The 22,417-nt window shown below is 43.9% G+C and carries 16 protein-coding genes and 1 pseudogene; 16 read left to right on the forward strand and 1 reads right to left on the reverse strand.

All coding sequences use genetic code 11. From position 1 onward, the window contains the following. Positions 1 to 78 precede the first annotated feature (78 nt). The 9 genes from NCCP133_RS20655 (at position 79) to lhgO (ending at position 14,073) form a co-directional block, all read left to right on the forward strand. Positions 79 to 1,623 carry a BCCT family transporter gene (locus NCCP133_RS20655; protein ID WP_264807127.1) on the forward strand — a complete coding sequence of 515 codons (1,545 nt, stop codon included), beginning with the start codon at positions 79 to 81 and terminating at the stop codon, positions 1,621 to 1,623. A gap of 1,016 nt (positions 1,624 to 2,639) precedes the next feature. Next, the gene (gene ltrA / locus NCCP133_RS20660) at positions 2,640 to 4,439 is read left to right on the forward strand and encodes a group II intron reverse transcriptase/maturase (protein WP_264807128.1); all 1,800 of its coding nucleotides are present in this window, start codon (positions 2,640 to 2,642) and stop codon (positions 4,437 to 4,439) included. 238 nt (positions 4,440 to 4,677) lie between these two features. Further along, positions 4,678 to 5,889 carry a benzoate/H(+) symporter BenE family transporter gene (locus tag NCCP133_RS20665; protein ID WP_264807129.1) on the forward strand — a complete coding sequence of 404 codons (1,212 nt, stop codon included), beginning with the start codon at positions 4,678 to 4,680 and terminating at the stop codon, positions 5,887 to 5,889. Positions 5,890 to 6,345: 456 nt separating this feature from the next. Next, positions 6,346 to 7,359, forward strand: coding sequence for a TAXI family TRAP transporter solute-binding subunit (locus NCCP133_RS20675; protein WP_264807130.1), 1,014 nt, complete (start codon positions 6,346 to 6,348; stop codon positions 7,357 to 7,359). Between the two features lie 13 nt (positions 7,360 to 7,372). Beyond that, complete coding sequence (locus NCCP133_RS20680) at positions 7,373 to 9,337, forward strand: TRAP transporter permease (protein ID WP_264807131.1); 1,965 nt, start codon at positions 7,373 to 7,375, stop codon at positions 9,335 to 9,337. Between the two features lie 13 nt (positions 9,338 to 9,350). Further along, a complete protein-coding gene (locus tag NCCP133_RS20685; RefSeq protein ID WP_264807132.1) occupies positions 9,351 to 10,070 on the forward strand; it encodes a FadR/GntR family transcriptional regulator in 720 nt (239 codons plus the stop codon). Then, a complete protein-coding gene (locus NCCP133_RS20690; protein WP_264807133.1) occupies positions 10,067 to 11,482 on the forward strand; it encodes an FAD-binding oxidoreductase in 1,416 nt (471 codons plus the stop codon). The genes NCCP133_RS20685 and NCCP133_RS20690 overlap by 4 nt, the downstream gene beginning before the upstream one ends. Further along, a complete protein-coding gene (locus NCCP133_RS20695; RefSeq protein WP_264807134.1) occupies positions 11,475 to 12,740 on the forward strand; it encodes a (Fe-S)-binding protein in 1,266 nt (421 codons plus the stop codon). The genes NCCP133_RS20690 and NCCP133_RS20695 overlap by 8 nt, the downstream gene beginning before the upstream one ends. Positions 12,741 to 12,864: 124 nt before the next feature. Continuing rightward, complete coding sequence (gene lhgO / locus NCCP133_RS20700; protein ID WP_264807135.1) at positions 12,865 to 14,073, forward strand: L-2-hydroxyglutarate oxidase; 1,209 nt, start codon at positions 12,865 to 12,867, stop codon at positions 14,071 to 14,073. A 197-nt stretch (positions 14,074 to 14,270) separates the two neighbouring features. On the opposite strand, the gene cbpA is transcribed toward lhgO, so the two are convergent. Next, a complete protein-coding gene (cbpA, locus tag NCCP133_RS20705) occupies positions 14,271 to 14,915 on the reverse strand; it encodes a cyclic di-AMP binding protein CbpA (protein WP_264807136.1) in 645 nt (214 codons plus the stop codon). 468 nt (positions 14,916 to 15,383) lie between these two features. On the opposite strand from cbpA, the gene NCCP133_RS20710 reads away from it, so the two are divergent. From NCCP133_RS20710 to lepB, 7 genes and pseudogenes are all read left to right on the forward strand, one after another. Next, entirely contained in the window at positions 15,384 to 16,028 is a 645-nt protein-coding gene (locus NCCP133_RS20710; protein WP_264807137.1) for a LytTR family DNA-binding domain-containing protein, read from the forward strand. Between the two features lie 132 nt (positions 16,029 to 16,160). Beyond that, positions 16,161 to 17,693: an acetyl-CoA hydrolase/transferase family protein gene (locus NCCP133_RS20715; RefSeq protein ID WP_264807138.1), complete on the forward strand. Its 1,533-nt coding sequence runs from the start codon at positions 16,161 to 16,163 to the stop codon at positions 17,691 to 17,693. A 370-nt stretch (positions 17,694 to 18,063) separates the two neighbouring features. Then, positions 18,064 to 19,257, forward strand: coding sequence for a class I SAM-dependent rRNA methyltransferase (locus NCCP133_RS20720; RefSeq protein WP_264807139.1), 1,194 nt, complete (start codon positions 18,064 to 18,066; stop codon positions 19,255 to 19,257). 437 nt (positions 19,258 to 19,694) lie between these two features. Continuing rightward, positions 19,695 to 19,982 (forward strand): annotated as a pseudogene (locus NCCP133_RS20725) (MFS transporter); the annotation flags it as partial. 81 nt (positions 19,983 to 20,063) lie between these two features. Beyond that, positions 20,064 to 20,909: an STAS domain-containing protein gene (locus tag NCCP133_RS20730; RefSeq protein ID WP_264807140.1), complete on the forward strand. Its 846-nt coding sequence runs from the start codon at positions 20,064 to 20,066 to the stop codon at positions 20,907 to 20,909. A gap of 269 nt (positions 20,910 to 21,178) precedes the next feature. Next, complete coding sequence (locus NCCP133_RS20735; RefSeq protein WP_264807141.1) at positions 21,179 to 21,724, forward strand: DinB family protein; 546 nt, start codon at positions 21,179 to 21,181, stop codon at positions 21,722 to 21,724. A 5-nt stretch (positions 21,725 to 21,729) separates the two neighbouring features. Then, positions 21,730 to 22,242 (forward strand): signal peptidase I, encoded by a 513-nt coding sequence (gene lepB / locus NCCP133_RS20740; RefSeq protein ID WP_264807142.1) that lies wholly within the window; start codon positions 21,730 to 21,732, stop codon positions 22,240 to 22,242. Positions 22,243 to 22,417 lie beyond the last annotated feature (175 nt).

Consider the following 22,417-nt stretch of genomic DNA (forward strand, 5'->3'; position numbering starts at 1 on the left):
TCGAAAAATATTTTTTTGACATCCCACCAACGGGTCAAACCGTTGATATATCAATATTTATAGAGGGAGGATTTTATTTTGAAGAAAAATCGGGACCGCGCTTCATATAACAATCCAGTCTTTAAAATCTCGGCCATAATCGTTGGACTTTTTACCATATGGGGAGCCTTTTCACCTGATAGTCTTGCTAAAAATGCCTCTATCGTTTTTAGCTTTACAAGTAAATCATTTGGATGGCTTTATTTACTCAGTGTTGCTGTGTTTGTTTTCTTCTGTTTATACCTTGCTTTTAGTAAATATGGAAGCATAAAACTCGGGCCGGATGGAGAAAAAGCCGAATATTCTTTATTTGCCTGGATTAGTATGCTGTTCAGCGCGGGTTTTGGGGTAGGAATTGTCTTCTGGGGTGTAGCAGAACCGCTGACTCACTTTTCTTCTCCGCCGCTTCCTGGAGTCGAGCCGCAATCAGCAGAAGCTGCCCGGGTAGCCATGCGATATTCCTTTTTTAACTGGGGCATTCATCAATGGTCTGTCTTTGCCATTGTCGGACTGGCTCTTGCTTATTATCAATACCGTCATAAACGGAGGGTTCTTGTAGGCGAAGTATTAAGCGCAAATCACCCCGAAAAAAGAAAAAGGCTGAAGTCAGCGGTTAATATACTGGCTGTCATTGCTACGGTAACGGGAATTGCCACCTCGATGGGGATGGGTGTGCTGCAAATTAATGGCGGCTTGAACTATGTCTTCTCAGTTCCAAACAACCCTTGGGTACAAATCGGCATTGTTGGCATCATGCTTGCCCTTTATCTTGTTTCAGCTACAACCGGTATTGATAAAGGGATTAAGATTTTGAGTAATACAAACATGATCTTGGTCCTTGCTTTAATGGTGTTCTTCCTGTTCAGGGGCCCCACCGTATTCATATTTGAAAGCTTTGTCCTTGCCATCGGCGATTATATCCAGCATTTTATGGAAATGAGCTTCTATTTGACCCCATATACAGGTGAGGCGTGGGTTCAGGATTGGACAGTGTTTTATTGGGCATGGGTGATTGCCTGGTCTCCTTTCGTTGGTTCCTTTGTAGCCCGGATTTCAAAAGGGAGAACGATCAGGGAATTTATAATAGGTGTAATGGTTGTCCCTCCAGCTATTGGGTTTGTATGGATGGCGATTTTCGGAGGAACGGGATTATACATGGATTTGTTCCAGGGTACTGCCATATCCGAAGCTGTTTCGCAAGATGTGACAACCGCCATTTTCGTTCTATTAAAGGAGTTTCCGTTATACACCTTGTTATCAGTGATCATGCTAGTCCTGATCGTCATATTCCTTGTAACCTCGGCGGATTCAGCTGTTTTCGTTCTTGCCATGATGACATCGGATGGGGATTTGAATCCATCCAACATGGTAAAAGTGATCTGGGGGGTATTAATGGCCGGAATTACTGCTGTGTTAATTGCCAGCAGTGGATTAAAAGGGCTGCAAACCGCTTCCTTGGTCTCCGCTCTTCCTTTTACACTCATATTGGGCATCATCAGCATATCGCTTTATAAATCATTGTCCAGGGAAAGAAAAGAAGCAAAAGGACAAGCCAAAAAGGTTCTCTTGCAGAAAGCCCAGTAATCCTATTTTTTCAAAAAAAGTTAAACTTTTAAAGACGGGATTATATTCAAGCGATGTAGTCAAAACTCACATCTTATAACTGGACCTGGCTGGGAGAAATCACAATAATATAGGTGATTTATTTAACAAGATGCGCGTTTATCCATACAGGATAAGCGCTTTTTTCTATTTGAACAGGGTAGGATTGAAAAACTGCCGTACTTTAACGAACCTCAATCCCTTAAGATGGAATCGAGGAAGAGTTGGCCAGAGTCAATCACCCAACCGTAAACTTATTTGGGAAATTTATTCGATTTAGTTCGTGAAGCAATGTGCTGCGCGAAACGTTTCCTTATAAGTGCGAAAGCACGAAATAGGAGAATTGCTATTAAGCAATTACAACTGATTAATTGAAATTCGGAATGAAAGCCGTCATGTTGCGCTGAAACGAGTTGTCTGATCCTCCTACATGCACATAATGATAGTAGTCAGAATGTGTATGAAGCTAGGTAAAGTCGGCTGAAATGAACCTAAGTTGCTTTTCTAGAATATGGTTTGTGATAGGTCGGGATGCTACAAAATATCTATGGTGAGAATGTCCAACTGGACTGACGAACTTGCGAATGTACGGGTCTAGAATTTAATACGCTCGAAAGGCGTATGCTGCGAACGCAGTGTCAAACACCGGAAAGTACGAGTAGTGTATAGGAACTTCGGGATATCTAACAAATGAGGATAAAGGTTGGCAGGCTTAAAGTGAGCACCTACGGATATATGTAAAGCTAGGTTAATCGGAACGTTGTAAGTAAGAAACATCTACTATTAAACGACTACTATCGGGATGGTGTCTATAAGATAATTATTCATCGAAGTGACTTTATTCTTGCGAAAGTAGGGACACAGTACCGTTGAAGCGTGTAACGAACGTGGAGGGATAGTCCCAAGTCTTCTCTTTGAAAACTAACATAACTAAATGAAACTCACAGGGTCGAGTAAGATGATGGGATTTTCCGCAAGGAAGGAGAAACAATCCATCGGTGAGTACAGCTTTACGACATGCAGAATATTACGATATGCAAGACATATTTGATGACCTTTATGAGCGAAGTAAAAACAATGCTACAAATGGTTTAAGGCTATATGAACATATCATATCGAAAGACAACATCTTATTAGCCTTTCGGAACATTAAAGCGAATACCGGTTCAAAAACAGCTGGAACGGATGGCATCACGATTGACCAATACAAGATTGAGAACGCTGATGAATTTATCGAGGAAATTCGAAAAGTATTACAGAATTATAAACCTCAAACGGTCCGAAGGGTTGAGATACCCAAACCCAATGGAAAGAAACGTCCATTAGGTATTCCGACTATGAGAGATAGACTAATCCAACAGTTGTTCAAACAAGTATTAGAGCCAATATGTGAAGCCAAATTTTATCACCATTCATACGGTTTTAGACCAAATAGGTCCACTCATCATGTAATGGCCAGATGTCAGTTCTTAGTCAATAATGTGAAGTTGCATCATGTAGTAGACATTGATATACAAGGTTTCTTTGACAACGTGAGCCATTCAAAGTTAATTAAACAAATGTACAGTATAGGCATACGGGACAAAAGAGTTTTAACGATTGTTTCGAGAATGCTAAAAGCACCAATCAAAGACATTGGTGTTCCAACTAAAGGAACTTCGCAAGGAGGAATTCTGTCTCCTCTTTTATCAAACATTGTTTTAAATGACTTAGATTGGTGGATAGCTAACCAATGGGAATGCCTAAAAACAAAACATGCCTACGCGACTAATAGTAAAACAAGAGCGTTAAGGAAAACGAATCTCAAACAAATGTATATCGTTAGATATGCAGATGATTTCAAGATTTTCACAAATTCCCATCAATCAGCTATCAAAATATTTCACGCTGCCAAGGAATACTTGAAAAATCAGCTAAACCTTGATATATCAACCGAGAAATCAGCGATTACTAATCTTAGAAAGAGGAAATCTGATTTTCTGGGTTTTTCTCTTAAAGCAGTAACCAAGCGTAATAAATACGTAGCCAATACACACGTTATGGATAATAAGATGAAAAATATACTAGAAAAACTTAGATATTTAATTCGCGAAATCCAAAATAAGCCAACACCGCATACTGTCATGGATTATAACGCTTATATTCTCGGAATAAAAAATTACTTCAAGGTTGCGACTCATATCAATAAAGATTTTGGGAAAATAGCCTATCGTCTCTTGAAAACCATGTATAATCGTCTAAAATCAATTGGCAAATATGGAAAACCTATAAAGCCATCAGAAACATACAAGAGACTTCATAAGAATAATTTCAGAACATATAAAATTGCTGGTGCATATTTATTTCCATTAGGAGATATTCAAACAAAGAATGCCCTGAACTTCAGTCAAGATATATGTAATTATACAAATGAAGGAAGGCTTAAACTTCATCAAAATCTTAGAGCCGACGTTGCCATAGAAATTAACAAAATGTTAAAAATACCTTACGGCAAGGACAATCTAGAAATTGCAGATAACAGAATTTCAAGGTACTCAATGCAATTAGGAATATGTGCAGTAACAGGGGAATTTTTAACATCTAATCAGGTACACTGTCATCATAAGCTACCCCGACATTTGGGAGGTACAGATGAGTTTAATAATCTTGTAATCGTACATAAAGATGTCCATAGATTAATCCATGCTACAAGTGAAAAGACGATTGAACGATATAGGAACATTCTTCAATTAGATGGAAAACAATTGAAGAAGCTACACCAATTTCGTAAGGTTTGTAATTTAGTTGCATTAGTCTAAAAGAATAAGATGGAACGCCTAATGCGGTGAAAGCCGCACGTTGGGTGTGGAGCAGGGGAAAAGATGGAGATAACATCAAAGTCTTACCTATTGCTATTAAACGGGAGCGCTATAAATCATTTTTTATGTCTCAATAATTGTTGTTGTTTATTAATTGCTTCAGTATACGAAATAGTTTGACAATACGGATGTTTAAAATCATGATAGTAATAAAAAAATGAAAGTCGGGGACAGGGATATGGGTTTGCCAGAAAAAAAACATCATGTAGATAGTGAAAAGAGAAAATTACTTAAGCAGCCGATGATCCGGGATTTGACAGGTGAAAATATATCGGCGGGAATTATAGCGAGTACGCTGGTCATGACAGGGCCTGCCCTCATCATTTTACAGGCAGCGGCAGCCGGGGGATTTACCGGCCAGCAGACCATTAACTGGATGTTCGCCGTCTATTTTTTTGGCGGGGCTTACAGCATCCTTATGCCGCTGCTGTATAGGATTCCGATTACAGGCGGCCATTCCATCACAGGTGCGGCATTTTTAGCCACTATGACGGCCCAGTACACCTATCCGGAACTGATTGGAGGCTATGTCATGTCAGGCCTTCTGATTTTTCTGGTTGGCATTACCGGCCTATTCACAAAAATCATTGCCTGGGTGCCTAAAGAAGTCATCGCATCCATGCTTGGCGGGCTGGTTGCCGGCTATGTCGTTCAGATCGTGCCGGCGATTCAGGCAATGCCTCTTGTTGGAGGGGCAGCTTTAATCAGTTTTTTGCTTGTGACAAGATATATAAGCAAATTCCCGCCGGTATTGGCGGCAGTTACGGCGGCCTTTCTGGTCCTATTTTTCACAGAGGGCTTGAAGCCGGCCGATGAGATCGCCTATTTCCTGCCGTCTTTGCAGATGCCGGAATTCAGCTGGATGGGGCTGGTCACGATTGCACTGCCGCTCTCCATGCTGATTCTTAGCAATGACGCAGCACCAGGAATAGGAGCATTGGAAAGCTCGGACTTTAAGCCGCCTATCCGCAAAATTGTATCATCGAGCGGTGTTTTTTCCGTCATCACGAGTTTTTTTGGCGGGCAGTGTGCCAATATCGCCGGCATGATGAGTGCTATTTGTGCGGGACCGGATTCAGGGCCCAGAGAGAAACGGTATATGGGGGCTGTCGTTTCTGGCGCCATCACGATTGTCTTTGGGATTTTTGCATGGAAAATCGTGCCCTTTATCCAATCGCTCCCCCAGGCATTTATCTCGCTGCTGGCTGGGTTTGCCCTAATCGGAGTCTTGCACTCCAGCCTGCAAATGGGATTCTCCGAAAGCAGGTACCGATTAAGCGCACTCGCCGCCTTCATCGTCACCCTGTCCGGCATCAGTTTCCTGCACATTAGTGCACCCGTCTGGGGACTCGTGGTTGGAGCGGTTTGCGCTCGGACAGTAGAGCGGTAGAACAGTAAAAGTGCCAGGTGCCGTAAACAACCGGAAGAATAAAGATGGCAGTTTGCTAGAAAAATAGCTTGAAAGAGGAAAAATGAAGCGGGCGTGGCTTTATACCAAAAAGCCGGTTTCCAAATCGAGGGCATCAAAAAACACTCCTTGCTGATACATGGTGAGTTTGTGGATGAGTATTATAGGGGGAAGCTATTATAAAATGAAGGCCATTTTCAAATTTTGGAAAATGGCCTTCATTTTTGTGCTTTTGTTAATCTATTAAAATCATCCCAGGTGGAAATTCCTGTTTTTATGTTGAAAAAGCTCGAAATACCAATGAATTTAGCCGTTTTATTTCACATAATAAAACAAAAAATTAGAATTTTCGTTGAATTTTACACAGATAATCTTGTATACTTGTAATACAAGTTAGAGAGAAGCGCTTACATTCAACATAGAGGAGGAAGGGTAAGGATGCAAAAAAAGTGGAAGATCATGATAACCATTTTTACACTCGTGTTTATTGCGATTGTTGGAGCAAGGACCGCTGCTGAAAACAAAGATAAAAAGTTTATTTCTGTGGCAACTGCATCAACAGGAGGTACATATTATCCAATCGGAGTCGGAATGGCCAATGTATGGAGCAGTCATCTCAAAGGTGAAAAAATTCAAGCGAGCGGTCAGTCATCTGCCGGTTCCATTGAAAACATTGAGCTCCTTCGTGATGGGGAAGCCCAGCTGGCCATACTGCAAGGGCTGATTTCATCCCAGGCGTATGCCGGAAATGGCTCCTTCGAAGGGAAGCGCTACGAGGATCTTCGCACGATTTCGATGCTTTGGCCAAACGTGGAACATTTCGTGCTTATGAATGACAAAATGGAAACGGGAACGATTGAGGATATAAAGGGAACAGGTTTCTCGGTCGGCCCGCAGGCAAGCGGAACAGAACAATCGACAGTTGTAATGATGGAAGGACTGGGATTAACAAAGAAAGATATTTCTCCAGAATATCTCGGCTACAGTGATACCGTTTCGGCGATGAGAGATGGGCGGCTTGATGGCGGATCACTTCCAGCCGGCATTCCCATTTCAGCTGTAACAGATATGTATGCAAGTAATGTAAAAGCATCCATTTTGGAAGTGACAGATGAGCAATTAGAAAGCATTAATGCTGTTTCAGACACTTGGTACCGATATGTCATACCAGCGGGGACCTATCCGCGGGTAGATAAGGATATCAGCACCATTGCCCAGCCAAACCTATTATCTACTACAAAGGAAATAGATGAAGAAACCATCTATATTTTGACAAAGGCACTTTATGAAAACCTGGATGAAATGTATGAAGTGCACAGCTCTGCCAAAGAAATGACGTTGGAAACGGCCTTGGATGGCGTATCCGTTCCATTGCATGCGGGAGCTTATAAATATTTTAAAGAAGCCGGTTTGGATATACCGGAAAACCTGATACCGCCGGAAGCGAAATAAAGGAGGGCACAATATGACGAATCCATCTACTGAACAAGCAAACAAACCAACTGATTTGGATAAAGAAGCAGGCGGCGGCATGCGCCTGCTGAATGGCCCATATAAAAAGGCAGCTGCTGTGATCGCTGTCATGTTTTCAATTTTTGCCATCTATTCGAACGGGTTATCCAATATTCAAGAGATTTATAGAAACCTGATTTTCCTTGGATTTCTGCTGGTCATGACTTTTTTCCTTTATCCAGCAGGAAAGTTTTCCAATCAGCATCGATTTACTGTTCCAGATTATCTGTTTGCTGCACTTTCCATTGCTGGACTGGGATATCTGCTATTAAACTATACCACTATCCATGTGGACAGAGGCTCGCAGCCAATTATGATTGATTATATTTTTGGAGCTATTACCATAATTGTTTTACTCGAAGCATCTCGACGGGCAGTGGGAATATTTATCCCCATTCTCTGCGGAGGAGCCATTGTTTATGCTTTATTCGGAACGTACTTTCCATGGATTTTCGGCCATGCCGGCTTTTCATTTGAAAGGCTATTATATCGCCTATATATGACGACAGAAGGTGTGCTGGGGCTAACCCTTTCCACGGCTTCAACTTTTATTGTTATGTTCGTCTTATTCGGTGCTTTCCTGTCTGTCAGCGGTGCCACTCAGCTATTCAATGATCTGGCGCTGGCGATTGCAGGCAGAAAGCGGGGAGGTCCGGCACAGGTAGCGGTTATCTCAAGTGCCTTAACAGGCTCACTGAGCGGAAGTGCTGTTGCCAACGTAGCGACAACGGGTGCCTTCACCATTCCTTTGATGAAGTCTATTGGCTTAAAACCTAAATTTGCAGGAGCAGTTGAAGCAGCGGCTTCAACTGGCGGTATGATCATGCCGCCGATTATGGGTGCTGCCGCCTTTATTATGGCCGGTTTTCTCGGAATTTCCTATACCACGGTTATCCTGGCAGCGATTATTCCAAGTTTTCTCTATTATATTGCGCTGATTTTTGCCATTGATATTGAAGCGAAAAAGCAGGGCTTGAAAGGAATCAGCAAGGAAAACATTCCGAATGTTGTGCACATCCTGAAGGAGCGCGGCGTTCTGCTTATTCCGATAATCGTTGTCATCGCCACATTGTTAATGGGTAAAACAGCTCTATTTGCCGGTTTTGCCGGAATTGGCTCTGTCATTTTAGCAAGCTGGCTGGCAAAAGATAAATCATCCAGAATTACATTCTCAAAAACAATTGAAGCCTTTATCGAAGGCGGAAAAGGGACCATCCAGGTAGGGATTGCCTGTGCTGCGATCGGGATTATCATCTGTGTGGTCACCATGACTGGCATTGGCTCTACTCTGGCTTACAATATAGTTGAATTAACAGGCGGAAACCTGTGGCTTATTTTAATCGTCGTCATGATTACTTGTATTGTGCTTAGTATGGGGCTCCCATCAACAGCCCTTTATATCGTCGTTGCGGTTACAGCTGCCCCAGCCCTTATTGAAGCGGGCGTTAATCCGGTCGCTGCCCACTTCTTTGTGTTCTGGTTCGGTGCATTGTCCAATATTACCCCGCCGGTAGCTTTAGCTTCTTATACGGCAGCCGGGCTGGCTGGTGCCAATGCTATGAAAACTTCGTGGGAAGCACTTAGAATCTCGCTGCCAGGCTTTATCATTCCATTCATGATTGCCTATAACCCGAACATGCTGCTTCAGGCTGCAGAGGGAGAGGCCTTATCATATGCCTCTGTCGCACTTGTCTTAATCACAAGTACACTTGGAATCTATGCTTTGGCATCTGCACTAGGAAACTATTTAAATGCCAAGCTGACTATTGTTGAAAGAATCCTTATGTTTGCAGGAGCCATCATGCTGATTAAACCCGGCATGATGACGGATATTGCCGGACTTGGGCTATGTGTATTTGCAATTATTTTCCATATCGTCCGAGTAAAGAAAAGCAGTTCAGTAGAAATCACCATATAAGGAGCGAACATCAATGAAAATCGAACGAAAAAAAATATCGGCTCAAGTGCTGGATGAACTTAAGGAAATGATAAAGGAAGGCAGATTTCCGCAAAATCAGCCAATGCCCTCCGAAAACGAACTCGCCAAACTGTTTGGCGTCAGCCGTGCGCCTGTTCGAGAAGCATTGAGTGTTCTCTCTGCAAGCGGAATTATCGAATCCAGGCAAGGCGGCCGCAGCTTTGTTAAAGAGGTTAATATGGCGGACATGCTTGGTTCTTTAGCAATTGAATTAATCCCGGTGGAGCAGGTTTTTGAGCTTCTGGAAATGCGGATCGTTATGGAGACACAGGCAGCAGCGATTGCTGCCTTGCGCCGTAATGAAGCTGATTTGGAAAATATGAAGCAGGCACTGGAGCAATTCGAGATTACATTAACGAACCCAGAGGCAGTAGGAGACCAGGCTGACGTTAATTTTCACAAACACCTGATAGGTGCCACCAAAAACAGATTCATGATACAAGTAATGGAAAACATAGATGTTCTATACCGAAAAGCGATCGCTTTTTCACTGCAGAAAAACGTGGGACTGCCGGAGAAGCGGAAGCAGGTTTTTCAGGAACATATGAGTATTTTATCAGCCATCAAAGAGGGGGATGATTTAGCGGCTGCAGAGGCTATGCAGATTCATCTCGAAAATGTCAGAAAGAAGCTAAAAGCGAACGAAGAGGAAGGAAAGAAGGTGCCGATGTGATCACGGAACAGGCTTTAGGCCGGCTTAAAAGCATAATGGGATCAGAGAAGCGGATTCTCCTGGAAAAAGCAGATTTGGTTTCTTATTCATACGATGGATCTTTTGGTGCTTATATTCCTGAAATCATTTTGCAGCCTATATCAACAATGGAAGTCGCAGGCATTGTCAAGCTCGCGAATGAATTGAACATTCCCGTTTATCCGAGGGGCAGGGGAACGAGTCTGAGCGGAGGCCCGCTCCCAGTCCATGGAGGAATGGTTCTGGATTTTTCACTATGGACGCAGACTTTGGTGATCGACCAGGCTGATACGGTTGCGATTGTATCTCCAGGAGTGATCACAGCTGATATTGACCGTGAAGCGGGAAGGCATGGGCTTATGTATCCGCCGGATCCCAGCAGCTCTCATGTTTCAACGATTGGAGGGAATCTGGCTGAAAACGCCGGTGGTCCGCGCGGATTAAAATACGGGGTCACAAAGGATTATGTGCTCGGGCTTGAGATCGTCACACCAGAAGGAGAAATCATCCGGACTGGCGGAAGGACGGTCAAAAATGTCACAGGCTATGACTTAACAAAACTGATTGTTGGGTCGGAAGGAACTTTAGGGATTATAACGGAGGCGACTCTCCAGCTGATTCCAAGGCCGCAGGCCACCCAGACGATGATGGTCATATTTGATGACATTATCGATGCCGGAAAAGCCATCTCGGCGGTTCTCACATCTGGCATCCTGCCTTCCAAAATGGAAATCATGGACCAGGCATCCATCCAGGCGGTGGAGGAGTTTCAGCCGATTGGGCTTCCGGTGGATGTGGATGCCATCATCCTGATCGAGCTTGATGGCCATCCGATCGCTATCAGGGACGAAAGCGAGCAGGTGAAACAGGTTTGCCTGGAAGTGGGGGCAAGGGAAGCCATCATTGCCAGAGATGAGGAGTCTGCTGAAAAGCTTTGGAAAGCAAGAAAGCTCGTTTCTCCGGCCATTGTCAGGAAAAAACCGACGAAGATTTCGGAGGATGCCACGATTCCCAGAAGCAAGATTCCTGAAATGTTCAGAAGGCTTCAGGAAATCAAAGCAAAATATGAAATTGATCTGGTTGTTTTCGGTCATGCGGGCGATGGAAATCTGCATCCGAATATTATTACCGATAAACAGGATAAAGAAGAGATGAAGCGTGTGGAAAAAGCGGTAGAGGAAATTTTTACAGCAGCCATTGAACTGGGGGGAACGCTCTCGGGGGAGCATGGAATCGGAACAATGAAGGCGCCCTTTATGGAGATGGAGCTTGGAGAAGCAGGGGTGGACATGATGAAAAGAATGAAAAAAGCTTGGGATCCCAATAACATTATGAATCCGGGAAAGATTTTTCCTGAGAAAAAAGGGCAAAAGCTTGTGTTAGTCCATGACTAGTCAGCTTGCTTATCGTGAAACGTTTGATTGTGTCCAATGCGGCTATTGTCTCCCGGCTTGTCCCACCTACGCCACAATGGGAAAAGAAAGGCATTCCCCCCGCGGGCGAATTAATCTCGTGCAAATGGCAGCGGAAGGTAAAATAACCATCGATGAAATAAACGAGTCGATGGAACTTTGCCTCGGCTGCCGTGCCTGTGAGACGGCTTGCCCAACTAATGTGCAATACGGAAAAATTCTCGAATCATTTAAGGAACTAAAAGCTGCTGCTGCTCCTGCACCATTCATTGAAAATATGGCACTGCAAAAAGCGTTGCCGAATAAAAAACTTTTGGCCGCAATGAGAGCTTCACTGCGGGCTTACCAAAGAACAGGCTTGGACTCATTTGCCCGCAAAAGTAAGATGCTTGGCATTCTTCCTGAGCAGCTTCAGGCTTTTGCGGAAATAACTCCTGCAATTGAATTGCCGCATAAACAACTAAGGAAAAGTACACAGAGTCCTGAACATGAGCCTAAAGTGCGTGTTGCTTTTTTTACCGGGTGCATCATGGATGTATTCTTTGCCAAAATCAATGATCTCAGCATCCAATTGCTGAAGCATGCAGGCTGTGAAGTCACCGTGATCAAAGAGCAAACCTGCTGCGGAGCCCTACAGAACCATGGCGGGGATACGAATACATCGAAAAAGCTGGCGAAAGAAAATATCGCCGCTTTTGAGAAAGGCAAGTTTGATTATGTTGTTAACAGCATTGGCGGATGCGGCGCCATGCTTGTTGAATATGATCATCTGCTCGCAAATGACCCGGAATGGGCTGAACGCGCCAAGGTGTTTGTGCAAAAGAATAAAGACGTAAGTGTACTATTGAACAAACTCGGAATCGATTTCAGCCGGGAACTCGCAGGTGTTATAACGTACCAGCCATCCTGCCATCTCTTAAATGTGCAGAAGGTTGCTAATGACCCGGTCCAGCTGCTCGAAAGCATACCGGGATTGACATATATCCCTCTTCCGAAAGGGGATATGTGCTGCGGCTCGGCCGGAATTTATAATCTTGTCCACTATGAAGAATCCATGGAAATACTTGATGCAAAAATGGAGAATGTCCAAACAGTCTCGCCGGATACCATCGTCACATCCAACCCTGGCTGCCATCTGCAAATGTGCCTTGGGGTCAAACGGGAAGGGCTCCAAGATAAAGTGCGTGTTGTCCATATTGTTGAACTATTGGCAGAAGCATGCGGAATTGAGCATAAATAAAGAAATGCTGTCCTCGTAAAGTTTGTAGATTTTAACGGCAAATTTATATTTAACCAAGGGATGCAAGACGGACCAAAAGGTTTAGGAGAATAGAGTCTAGTGGAAAGAGAAAGGGTGAAGAATCATGTATGATTACATCATCATTGGCGGAGGCATTGTCGGCTTATCAACAGGAATGGAGCTGCTGAACCGCTTTCCGTCAGCAAAAGTAGCGATCCTGGAAAAAGAAGGCCAGGTTGCAGCCCATCAAACAGGCCATAACAGCGGGGTCATCCATTCTGGAATTTATTATAAGCCTGGAAGCTATAAAGCAAGGCTCGCAAAAAAAGGCAGCGAGTCCATGACGGATTTTTGCCGGAAGCATGGCCTTAAAGTGGATATCTGCGGGAAAGTCATTGTCGCAAGCGAAGATTTCGAATTGCCTCTTTTAGACAACTTATATCAGCGCGGTTTAGAAAACGGCCTAGGCGTCCGCATGATTGACCATGGTGAGCTTCATGAAATCGAGCCGCATGTGAATGGAAAAAAAGCCATTCATGTCCCAATGGCCGGCATTGTAAACTATAAGCAGGTTTCAGAGAAAATGGCGGAGATTATAACGGAAAAAGGCGGAGACATTCTGCTGAACCATAAGGTATTGGCCATTGATGAAACGGCGCAGGAAGTCATCGTCCAGACAAGCAAGGGAGAAGTAAGAGGGGCATATTACATTAATTGCGGCGGCCTGCATTCAGACCGCATTGCCAAGCTTGCCAAATTAAAAACAGATGTAAAAATTGTTCCTTTCCGGGGTGAATATTATCTGCTCAAACCAGAGAAAAGCAGCCTGGTTAAAAATCTAATCTACCCTGTGCCAAATCCCAACTTCCCATTCCTGGGCGTTCATTTTACTCGAATGATAAATGGATCGATCGACGTTGGCCCAAATGCGGTCCTAAGCTTTAAGCGGGAGGGCTATAAAAAGACAGATTTAAATGTGTCTGATCTTATGGAGGTTATCGCATATAAAGGCTTCTGGAAGCTCGCACGCAAATATATGAAAGAGGGAGTGGATGAGATGATCCGCTCTGCATCAAAAGAGCTGTTTATGAAAAATGTCCAGAAGCTCATGCCTGATATCCAAAAAGACGATATCATACCCGGACCTGCCGGCGTAAGAGCTCAGGCATTGAAGGATGACGGTTCCCTTGTCGATGACTTTTTCATTGTGCCGAGCAAACGCTCCATTCATGTATTAAATGCTCCATCTCCTGCAGCAACCGCATCCATTGAGATTGGGAAGGAAATAGTGAAGAGAATGGAAGGGTTATTTAGGCTGGATTCAGCTGTTTAGGCATGAAGATCTGCAGCAGGTTCAAAAAGCATCATTTGTTACTATCTCCAAATCCCCTGCAGAATAATATGGAAGAAAGGGGATTTTGATATGAAATGCTGCATATGCCTGGATTATTTATGGATATCAGGAATTCTTTCACCGGAATAACCGGTAAGAAAAAGCTGCTCCATTACGGAACGGCTTTTCCTTCTTTATCAGCAATCCCCATTATGACACTCGACCCCAATGACCCGGAAGCCATTTATGTCCATTTCTTTCTTAATTTTATCCAAGGTCTCCTCTGTTGTATCCTTCGGCAATGTGAAAAGCACCCGCCGGATGAGGCTGACATGGAAATTGGAGGAATCAAGCGAAATGACACCCTGAATATCACTGTGCTTGCTGATGATGGTGGTCATCTTTTTCAGGGTTCCCTTTGTTCCATAGCTCCCCACGGTCAGTGTGTAGCTGCCGCGGTTTAGCCCCCACGCTTCCTCCAGCAGCTCCAGAACAGATGCATGCGTCAGCAATCCCGCAAACTGTTCATTTTCATTCACAATAGGCAGATAAGGATATCTTTTCAGTGTAAAAAAAGCTTTCATAAATGAATCGTTTTCATTGATTGCTGTGTTCTGATCCGTTGCCAGAACCGTAATGGGGTCATTTAAAGAATGCTCCTCTTTATATTCTAAAATATCAACTTTATAAATATTCCCGACAAATTTTGTATGGGTTTGATCCAAAATCGGGACACAGCGGTAACCCGATTCATTTAAGAACTGCAGCGCCTTCTTCAAATTAAAGGTTTCATCACAGTATCGGACCTCTTTTTTCTCCACCATTTGATGGCGAATCAGCATGCCAGCCTCCTCCTTTATCCCTAACCTTTCTTTTATACGCTCTTTTCGCAAAGATTGTTGTTTTTGATCTATAAAGCTTGCCCGTTGATTTCCGCTCCAGACACTTGCTTTCCGCAGGGAGGAACAGGAGCCTCCTCGGCGTTTTACGCCTGCGGGGTCTCCCGCTCCCTCTCTTCCCGCAGGACATTGAATAAGCTTCCTCGTATGAACCCGCACGAAGGAAATGCGTCAGCATTTTCGAGGATCAAGTGCCCTCCGCTACAATCAACTCAAATAAGAAATGTAATTACTGGCTAAAATCAACAACTTAACCAAAGCAGCCTTTCTATAAGGGTTTTTTAATCCTTTATTCTATGCTGGAAGCTTGCCGGGAATGATAAGATTTTTTAGAAAAACGGATTCATAGAAACCTTCTGCAAAAACTTGTAAAATAAGAGGTGCAATCATCATGAAAGGTGCTGAAAAAACGTGGAAAGCATTACAGTTATTTCGCTGCTTGACGTTATTGGAGAGCTGTTTTCCGATGAGATTTCCATTGCCGTTTCCAATGCGAATGAATATATTTACTACCGGCCGAGCAAACGGATTGATTTGAAAATCCGGTCGGGGGACATTGTGAAAGAAGGGACCATCGCCCATAAAGCATTAAGGTCACAGCAGCGGGTGTCTGAGTTCATCGACCGGGATGTGTTTGGCGTCCCGTACCATGGCATGGCGGTGCCGTTTTTGCATGAAGGAAAGCCAGAAGGCTGTGTGACGGCCATTTTTCCGGCCCTGACAGACGGCAAGTCGGTTGTCACGATGAAAACAAATGATGGATGGATTCCGATTCCTTTTTCAGAGGTGGTTTATCTCGAAGCAAAGGATAAGAAGACTTATGTACATACAGGAGATAAATCTGGCACACATAAATACTCCCTTCAGGACTTTGAATATTCGCTTCCGAAGGATAGTTTCATCCGCTGCCACCGCTCATTCATTGTGAATGTTAATCATATAAAGGAGATTTTTCCTGATACGCATTCAACGTTTTTGCTGGCCATGAAAAATGGTGACCGCGTGCCTGTCAGCCAGTCGTATTCCAGCTATTTTCGAAAATTGCTCGGTTTTTAGAAAATTCGTTCTGTTTCAGTCTATGAATTTGCTGTTTTATCGGAATTTTTCGTAAGATATTCCAAAAATCCTGGTTCCCCCTTTTTCGCGGGTAAAATGATGGTATATATCATGATAGAGGGGATGAGCATCATGGAGAAAAGGTTGGAACGAATTAGAGATACGCGTTTGCACGGCCGGGTTGTCACACAAGAGGAAGCTGCTTCCTGGATTCAGGACGGAATGACTTTGGGATTGAGCGGCTTTACACGTGCGGGTGATGTGAAAGCGGTACCATTTGCACTTGTTGACCGTGCGAAAAAAGAACGCTTTAAGGTCAATGTATATACAGGAGCTTCGCTGGGGTCGGATGTGGATAAGCTTTTTGCCGAGGCGGGCATTTTGGGGAAAAGACTTCCGTTCCAGGCGGATTCGACAATGAGAAAAGGGATTAACCAGGGGGATTTTTTATTTGTGGATCAGCATTTATCCCACACAGCAGAGCTTGTGCGCGCGAATGTCATGGACCCTGTTGATTTTGCTATTTTGGAAGCGGTATCAATAACGGAAGATGGAATGATTATCCCTTCTACTTCAATCGGAAACTCGCTGTCTTTTGCAGAAAATGCGAAATCGATTATTATCGAAATCAATTTGGCGCAATCTACAGAGCTGGAAGGCCTGCATGATTTATATGATCCGGGCAAACAGGGGGAACGGGATCCAATTCCGCTGACCAGAGCAGACGACCGGATTGGTACACCTGGTATTAAAGTGGACTTGGATAAAGTGAAAGGAATTGTATTTACGGATCAGCAGGACTCCCCTTCGACGATCGTCCCTCCTGATGATGAAACGGTTATTATGGCCCAGCATCTAATCCAATTCCTTCGCACAGAAATAGAAGCTGGCAGGCTGACAAACAGCCTGGCACCGCTGCAATCCGGAATTGGTTCAGTGGCCAATGCCGTACTTCATGGAATGCTGGATTCGGAGTTTGAGAATCTGGAAGTTTACTCAGAAGTGCTGCAGGACGCGGTTTTTGATTTGATGGATGCCGGGAAGGTCGATTTTGCTTCCTGCTGTTCGATTACATTGTCAGATGAGAAAATGAAAGAGGTCTTCTCGAATTTTGACCGGTACAGGGACCGCTTAATCATGCGCCCGCAGGAAATCTCCAACCATCCTGAAATCATCCGCCGCCTCGGCTTGATTTCCATCAACACGGCGCTTGAGCTTGATATCTATGGGAACGTCAACTCTACCCATGTGCTTGGAACAAAAATGATGAACGGCATTGGCGGCTCCGGCGACTTTGCGAGAAATGCCCGTTTGGCCATTTTCGTCACAAAATCAGTCGCCAAAGACGGCAAAATCTCCAGCATTGTGCCGTTTGTATCTCACGTTGACCATACAGAGCATGACGTCGATGTCATTGTGACGGAACAGGGCTATGCGGACTTGCGCGGCCTCGCTCCAAGACAGCGCGTAGAACTCATTATTGAAAACTGTGCGCACCCGCTGTACCGTGACCAGCTTCGCGAATACTACATGGAAGCCCTCACGAGAGGCGGCCAGACTCCGCATGTCCTTGAAAAAGCGCTCTCCTGGCACACAGACTTTGCCAAGAATGGAACCATGCTGAAAGAACAAGAAGCAGCTGTCCCGCAGTGGAGTTTTTGCTAAATGGTAACCAAACTCTGGGCCCTATTGAGCCTGGGGTTTTTATTTTGGAATAGTGAATGCGGGCCGTTTTAAGAAGTATTACCTGCCATTTATAGAGAAACCAAGCCTGCAGCAATCGGGTGTTTCTGTCGAATAGAGGCTCAAGTCTCTCGACAGCCTTTTCAATCATTTCCCGGGAAAAAGTAAGGCGAAATATAGCCTGCCAGTCTTTTCAATCAAACGTTTGATTGAAAAAGCAAATGGCGAAAGACGGCGGAAAATGGGGCTTTGCTGGTGACAGGCACCTATACCACTTGGCCAGCTGGTATAGGTGCCTGGTGCTTTTAATGTTACAATAATAGCTACACTAACAAAACGATTGGGTGAAAATATGAGTAAAGCGATAAAGCTGACGGCATCGTCTAAATATAAGAAGAATTTTCAAGAAGGCTATCCGCTTGTGACAGAGGCGTCTGTAAAAAAGCTTCCGAAGGGAATCGAAGAGGGTGCCATCATTGAACTGACAGATGAGAATAACCGTTTTATCGGAAAAGGCTACTATGGCAAGCAAAACAAAGGGAGAGGCTGGATCCTGACACGCAATCAGCAGGAAACACTCGACAAAACGTTTTTTGCAAAGAAGATTAAAACAGCCTTCGAAAGGCGTGCAGCACTTTTCAGCGATCCGGAAACAACCGCTTTCCGGGTTTTCAATGGGGAAGGCGATGGAATCGGCGGCCTCACCATTGATTATTATGATGGCTATTATGTCATCAGCTGGTACAGTGAAGGGGTTTACACATTTAAGAAAACGGTTGTAGAAGCCCTCATGAAGACAGCCGATGTGAAAGGCCTTTATGAGAAAAAGCGCTTTGCCGTGAAAGGCACCTATATGGAGGATGATGACTTTGTAGCTGGAGAACGGGCAGCCTTTCCGCTTATGGTAAAAGAGAACGGAATCAACTATCCAATCTACCTGAACGAAGGCGCCATGGTCGGCGTGTTCCTTGATCAAAGGCATGTGCGCAAAACGATACGTGACAAATATGCAAAAGGGAATACAGTCTTAAATACCTTCTCCTACACAGGCGCTTTTTCAGTTGCTGCAGCTCTTGGCGGAGCATCCAAAACAACCAGTGTCGACCTGGCCAACCGCAGCAAAAGCAAAACCATTGAAATGTTCAGTGTCAATGGAATCGACTATGAGGCCCAGGATATCATTGTTGAAGATGTGTTTAACTATTTTAAGTATGCTGTCCGCAAACAGCTGAAATTTGATATGGTCATTTTGGATCCGCCAAGCTTTGCTCGTTCCAAAAAACATACGTTCAGCGCCAGAAAAGATTACCCGGAGCTTCTGGAACAAGCCATTCAAATTACGGAGAAAAACGGCATTATCGTCGCCTCATCAAACTGCAGCACATTCAACATGAAAAAGTTCAAGGACTTTATTAAAAAAGCGTTCAGCCATACAGGGGACGGCTACAGAATTCTTGAAGAATTCACTCTCCCGGAAGACTTCCGCACCATCAAAGAATTCAAAGAGGGGGACTATCTGAAAGTCGTATTTATACAGAAATTGTAAAGTTCAGTTAGACAGCCTAATCGTCTCGGCCTCCGATTATCAGTGTGGCCGATAAACTGCCTGTTTCGTCCCATAAACGTTCGATTTTGGATATTACATGGCTCATCTAGGCCGATAAAATCCTAAATTGGGAAAAATAAACTTCTAGTACCTATACCAATGAAACGGAGTGGATAGGTACTCTTTTTTTTATAAGCAGAATTCCGAATGTTATAAAAGTTTTATGATATGATTACTCTTAAAAAATACGAGTCACCTAAACCCGTTCGCACAACTGGTTTAGGTGACTGTTACTAGAAAGAAGGTTTCATTGTGCAGCTTGTTAAAGTTCATTATGCGTGGGTTATTTTAGTTTTGACGTTCTTCGCGCTCTTGGCCGCGCAGGGGGTACGGCTGTCATTTGGGACTTTTATGATGCCTTGGGAGAGTGCAACAGCTTTGGAGTGGTTAATTTTGCTACCGTTGCACCAACGATGAAACTCGCAACCGGGTATTTTAAACATTTGTCCGTTGGGGCAGTGATCGGCTGGATCTATTTAAGCCATCAGCTTGGATCTGCACTGGGATCCTTCGTCCCGGGTGTTTTATACGATCTGACAGGAAGCTATGACAGCTCCTTTATCGCATCCATCATTCTGCTTGCCGGCGCTTCTGCCATTAGCATCCTGCTGCCTAAACCAGCTGCTCAGCAAGCTGCTGGGCAATTTGCGGTAAAAAACAGCTGATGTAAAGGTTTAAAATCGACACTCGTATGCTCTTCAGTTAAAATATGAGTAAAATAATATAGACGGTAAGGGGAGTCAGGTATGCACCGCAACAATGAATTGTATCAGTTTTTGCTGGGAAAAACGTGGGATTTGACGGAAGAATGGTATGCAAATTTGGATAAAAGCCAGAGTGGCGGAATCTATGCATCGGACGAACCCGCAGTTATTGAAAGTGTCAAAAAACAAAACTATGAATTTCATAAACAATTTTGCGAGGTTTTTAATAAGGATGAAGAAACATTCTTTGATGATTTTGAGAAATGGATCGTAAAAGTGGCACAGGATGAAGATCATTTACGCACACCTTTACCAATGATTCTGTACCAATTTTTCAGAACACAGGACCAGTACCTGGATTTAATTGACGAATTCACTGAAAGAAATAAGAACAAATATGAATGCAGCCAAATTACAAGATGGCGCAGGATTGTCGTGAAAGCGATCAGTGAAGTGGTCACTTGGTTCACAGAGGAATATAACAACCATTCCCAAAAAAGGCTTGAGGCCCAGCAGGATTTAATTCGGGAGCTAAGCTCACCAGTCATTTCTCTAACCAAGGACATCGCGCTTCTGCCGCTCGTCGGGGATATTGATACGGCCCGTGCCAAGAGCATGCTTGAGAATACACTTCAGCAGTGCAATAAACTGGGAGTCAACCAGCTGTTCATGGACCTCTCCGGCGTTGTCATGATTGACACGATGGTGGCCCATCAGTTATTCCAATTGATTGAAGCATTAAGCCTCATCGGAGTAAAAACCACCATCTCCGGGTTAAGGCCTGAAATCGCCCAGACCGCTGTCCAGCTCGGTCTTTCATTTGATCACGTAAGCATTAAGTCCACACTCTCAAGTGCAATCAAATCAGCCAGCCTCATACCAAGCTAATAAAAAACACGATGAAGCTGGCCTTCATCGTGTTTTTAGTGAGATCACTTGATCAGCAGCATTTTATTCTAATCCTTTAATGGTCATTCCCTTCACAGGCAGGAATCGCGGGCATGGGAGAACTTTTTCAGACATAACGAGTGAGATGAACGCTCGTTTTTTGTGATTTAATGAGGAAATTTATGTTAAAATAGAGACAATAATCAAAAAAATAAGCTTAGAATCGAGCCAAACGTTATGCTATGGAGAAAAGCGAAAGGGTGGAAAGAATGCTAAAGAAACCAGAAGCCAACGAATATGCACTTTATTACCAAAACTATGTAAACTTAGTGCCGGATGGAGATTTACTGGAAATCCTTCATGGGCAAATAAAAGACACTATTAATCTGGTAAAAGATTTGAATGATGAACAGGCCCGCTTCCGGTATGCACCTGAAAAATGGACCATTAAAGAAGTAATCGGCCATATTACGGATACCGAGCGCATCATGGCCTATCGCCTTCTATGCATCAGCAGAGGAGAAACAGCTATGCTGCCAGGGTACGATGATAATGAGTATGTGAAAAAGGGCAGCTTTAATCGTTTCTCCATCCAGGAACTTTTAGAGCAGCTATCCATTGTCCGGCAAGGTACAACCGCTCTTTTAAAAAGCCTTGGGGAAGAGGACTTAATGCGGCATGGAAACGCGAATGGAACAGAAGTAACCGTGAGGGCCATCGCTTATATCATGGCCGGGCATGAGCTTCATCACCGTAATTTAATCAAAGACCGTTATATGGGTGCAAAAGCTTTTAGCCTGGGGGATGGAAATTGAAAAGGATGGATGTCAAAAGCTGGCTAAAGTCTCTTATATTTGGATTCTGCATCGTGATGGTGATTAGAGTGTTCCTTTTTTCACCTTACTATGTGGAAGGCGCTTCGATGGACCCGACCCTTCATGACCAGGAAAAGATCTTCGTGAATAAATATGAAGATCTGGATCGGGGCGATATTGTCATCATCAAAGGGGACGAGAAAAATTATGTGAAAAGACTGATTGGGTTTCCTGGTGATGAGATTGAGATGAGGGATGACCAGCTCTTTATTAACGGAACTATTTGGGATGAATCCTACCTCTCGGAAAATAAGGAAGCGGCTGAAGATTTTGTCAACAACCTGACAGGTGACTTTGGACCGTTAAAAGTTCCGGAACATCACTATTTTGTAATGGGAGATAACCGGCTGAAAAGCCTTGACAGCCGCAATGGACTGGGATATATCCCAAAAGAGCGAATGATAGGGGTCAGCAAGTTTGTGTTTTATCCGTTTGAAAACATCAGGAAAGTAGATTAGCTGAGGAGAGTGGTACTCAATTGGTACCGCTCTTCTTATAAATAGATTTAGGGAATGCCGCATGGAATGGCTCTTTTTTCATAATCCCCTGTTCTATTTGCATTTTTAACGTACTTCCGAAAGAAGTCTCCCTCTTCAAGCGTGTGAAGGGCGAAGCCCAATGGTAAGGGAGAGA

Source organism: Cytobacillus sp. NCCP-133 (genome assembly GCF_026011715.1).
Taxonomy (GTDB): domain Bacteria; phylum Bacillota; class Bacilli; order Bacillales; family Cytobacillaceae; genus Cytobacillus.